The 3,859-nt window shown below is 54.9% G+C and carries 3 protein-coding genes and 1 pseudogene; 1 reads left to right on the top strand and 3 read right to left on the bottom strand.

Annotated features, from left to right (window positions below; all coding sequences use genetic code 11):
- Positions 1-29: 29 nt before the first annotated feature.
- Positions 30-1,400, top strand: a complete 1,371-nt coding sequence (hflX, locus tag ACIQ20_RS16125; RefSeq protein ID WP_395782111.1) for a GTPase HflX — start codon at positions 30-32, stop codon at positions 1,398-1,400.
- Here the strand turns inward: hflX and mazG are convergent.
- From mazG to ACIQ20_RS16110, 3 genes and pseudogenes are all read right to left on the bottom strand, one after another.
- Positions 1,338-2,138, bottom strand: a complete 801-nt coding sequence (mazG, locus tag ACIQ20_RS16120; RefSeq protein WP_395782109.1) for a nucleoside triphosphate pyrophosphohydrolase — start codon at positions 2,136-2,138, stop codon at positions 1,338-1,340. The genes hflX and mazG overlap by 63 nt on opposite strands.
- A gap of 20 nt (positions 2,139-2,158) precedes the next feature.
- Positions 2,159-3,541: an MFS transporter gene (locus ACIQ20_RS16115; protein ID WP_395782107.1), complete on the bottom strand. Its 1,383-nt coding sequence runs from the start codon at positions 3,539-3,541 to the stop codon at positions 2,159-2,161.
- Between the two features lie 175 nt (positions 3,542-3,716).
- Positions 3,717-3,859 (bottom strand): annotated as a pseudogene (locus tag ACIQ20_RS16110) (ISNCY family transposase); the annotation flags it as partial.

Below are 3,859 nucleotides of genomic sequence, written 5' to 3'. Positions count from 1 at the left end.
GGCGCGCAGAAAAGCTAGGATAATTGCATTTGATCGATCGTCAGGCGCCCGTGCAGCGGGCCTTGGTCATCCACCCCCTACGAAGCGACGCTTCTGCCAGTCGTGACCCTGAACTGCGGCTGATCGAGGCCTGTGGCCTTGCTGAGGCGCTTGACCTTGAGGTCGCTGACGCGCGGCTTGAACCCTTGCGTCAGGTCCGACCCGGTGCCTATTTCGGGACCGGCAAGATTGAAGAACTCAAAGCACATTGTGAAGAGCTGAAAGTCGAGGTTTTGATCCTCGATGATCAGATGTCGCCCGTGCAGCAGCGCAATCTTGAAAAAGAGCTTCAGGTCAAAGTCGTCGACCGAACCGGGCTAATCCTTGAAATCTTTGCCCGCCGTGCGCGAACGAGAGAAGGTCGTCTGCAGGTCGAATTGGCGCGCCTCAGCTATGAGAAGTCGCGTTTGGTCAAAACCTGGACCCACTTGGAGCGCCAGCGCGGTGGCACCGGCAAGACTGGCGGCCCCGGTGAACGGCAAATCGAGCTTGATCGCCGCATGATCGCGGACAAAATTCTCAAACTAAAAAAAGAGCTAGAAGAAGTTAAGCGGACCCGCGCCCTACAGAGGGCCAGCCGGAAACGCGTGCCCTATCCGGTCATCGCCTTGGTTGGCTATACCAATGCCGGAAAATCGACCTTGTTTAATAGAGCAGCCTCAGCGGATGTGTTGGCTAAAGACATGCCGTTTGCGACCTTGGATACCACCTTGCGCGCCGTCCGGACCCCGACGGGTCGTGATGTGATTTTGTCCGATACCGTGGGCTTCATCACAGACCTGCCGACAGAATTGGTCGCCGCCTTCCGAGCAACCTTGGAAGAAGTCGCTCAAGCCGACCTTTTGGTGCATGTCCGCGATATCGCGCATGCTGAGAGTGATAATCAGCGCCGCGACGTGGAACTGGTGTTAGATCGCGTGTTGTCAGAGCATGAAAGCCGTCCGCCGTTGATCGAAGCGTGGAACAAAATTGACGCACTCGATGAGGATGGGGCCGCTTTTGTTCGTGCCAGAGCAGCTGCGTCTGGTCTGGATGGCACGGCACAAGGCCTTTGTGTGTCAGCTTTAACTGGGGAAGGGGTCAAGGACCTCTTTTCCTTGATTGACTCAGAGTTGGCGCTTGATGCCCGGCCAGTAGATCTAGTGATTGGCCCCGATCAAGGCGCCGCGCGGGCTTGGTTATTCCGCAAAGGTGCCGTGCGACATGAAGAGACCGACGAGCAGGGCTTTACCCATCTCAAAGTCCGCCTCACCGCCGATGATGCAGCACGCTTTGTGGCGCAATGGCCGCAAATTCTGTCAGAGGTTCCGTTCGTGGCGCTTGGCGCGGTTCCAGAGCCCGTCCATTTCCTCGAGGCTTGAGGTTTCAGGGCTTTTTCCATCGCGTTGGAGGGCCTCTTCAATCCAACGGAAACGGCGCTCAAACTTCGCATTGGCAGAGCGTAGTGCAACTTCTGGATCAACTTTCGCTTTGCGGGCTAAGTTTGCCAGCACAAACAAGACATCACCGATTTCTTCTTCGATATGGGCTTGATCGCCTTCGGCAATTGCTTCTTGGGTTTCACCAATCTCTTCGGTGAGCTTTTCGAAAACCTCATTCAAGCTTGGCCAATCAAAGCCGACGCGAGCCGCGCGTTTGGTGAGTTTTTCTGCGCGCATTAAAGCGGGCAAAGCTAAGGGAATGTCTGCCAAGAGACTGGGGTCGCTAGCTAGTTTAGCGGCCCGCTCTTTTGCTTTCATGACCTCCCAATTTTGGCTCTGCTGCTCGGCGGTCTCGATTGCTTGTGTGCCAAAGACATGGGGGTGTCGGGCTTCCATCTTGTCTGAAAGGCCTTGGACGACTTCATTGAAATCAAAGGCACCTTGTTCTTCAGCCATGCGGGCGTGGAAGACGACTTGAAACAAGAGGTCACCCAATTCTTCTTTCAACGAGCCCAAATTGCCCTGGGCAATGGCGTCGGCCACTTCATAGGCTTCTTCAATCGTGTAAGGCGCGATGGTGGCAAAGCTCTGCTCTAGGTCCCACGGACAGCCCGTTTCAGGGGTGCGCAGGGCAGCCATAATGTTGAGGAGTCGGTTGATGGGGGAGGGATCGATCATGCCCTCTCTATGATCCGATTCTAGCCTTGCAGAGATGCTTCTTCGTCGAGGTCACGCTTGGCAGCAATCGCGGCCTGAAGCTCTGCCGTGCGTTTGGCGTCGATGGGATATTTCACGAGCAACAAAGCACCCAACAAATTGACCAGAACTGGCAGGCCAATGAAGAGAAGCGTCAAACCACTTAAGGCCTCGGGCGTGTTGCCAGCGCCGATTTTGGAATTGAAGCCAAATAGACCCAGCCCGACATAAGTGACCCCGACGGCTAACGCATAGCCAGCCTTGCCCGTCAGCGTCACGAACGCGTAGAGCAGGCCTGTCCTGTCTTGCCCGGTTTGCAACAAATCCTCGTCACCAATATCGGCCATCATGGCACGAAGTAGATAGGCACCAGACGTATACACAATCCCGGCAGCTGCCATGCCGATGGCTGCTGCGACGAAGTTGTTCTCAGGCAGATACATAATCAAGGGCTGGCTGGCGGCGGCATAGAGACACGCACAAATGAGAGAGACATGCTTGCCCCAGCGGCGTGCAATAAGGGTCCAAATCGGCGCGCCGATCAGGCCGGCGATGAAGTAGATCAGCAACAAAGCTGCCGCCAAGCCGCCATAGCCTTTGACCGCATCAAAGTAGAAAAGAAATAGCCCACCTGTGACGCCAGAGCCAAACATCAAAAGAAGATCACATAGCAAAAGACGCCGACAGGAATCTGATTTAAATAGTGAAATAATGTCTTTGAAATTGGTCTTCTTGGCGATCGCTTTGGGTGATTCTTCCTTTGCAAAGCCCGCCGCCAGCAGAGCGGTGAGGGGCATAAGGAACACGATGAACCAGCCCATGCCTTGCACACCACTGGCCGCTGAGCCGCCCTGCGAATGGATCAAGACAGGGATCATCAGAACCATAAGCATCCCCACAACGTTGCCCGCCTGCCAGAAGACAAACACACGAGACCGCTCATGATAATTATCGCTCAACGTCGCGCCCAGCGACATTTGCGATAGTGAGCCCATAGAGAAACCAACATAAGTGAAGAACAGCCAGAAGCCCAAATAGGCCGCATCGGCACCGGGCTTTGCCATAAAGAGGAAGTAGGCACCAACCATGATGACCGGAATGGACATCACAAGCCAGGGCGAAAATCTGCCGATGCGCGTGCGGGTTTGGTCCATGGCGAGGCCGATGGTGACATCAACCCCAATGTCGAGAATACGGGCCAGCATAAAGAGAAGGCCGACAACCCCAATCTCAAGGCCGATATAGCCCGCATAATGGGGTGGCAATTGAACGACCAAGGGCAGGCCGAGCGCTGCTAGCGGGAGGCTCGGTGCCGAAAAAGCAAGAATTCGAGACAAAGCGACTTTTGAGCCCGTTTTATTGGACTTTTCGAGATCGGTCGCCATGTTTCCTCCAGTGGCCCTTGTTACTTCAGGCTCATCGCGTTGACCTTGTCACCCTTTAACTCAAACGCCAAGCCCTTTTGCCAACTACTTGGAACCAAAGCAGTTACCGCTTAGGTAAGGCGAGGGCGGAGGTGATCGCCTGAGATAGCTCTGCCGATTGAGGCGTTACGGCAGACGCAAATGCGGCCACAGGGCGGCCATGTTGTTCCAAGTAGCCCCGTAACGCGTCAAAATAAGCAAATGCGCTTTCGGAAACGGCAAACATCAACTGCATCAATCGTCCAGTGGCATCGTCAATGAAAACCAACAATGAGCACT

It is taken from the genome of Aquidulcibacter sp. (assembly GCF_044346625.1).
Classification (GTDB): Bacteria; Pseudomonadota; Alphaproteobacteria; order Caulobacterales; family Aquidulcibacteraceae; genus Aquidulcibacter.
This window is presented reverse-complemented; position numbering and strand designations above follow the sequence as displayed.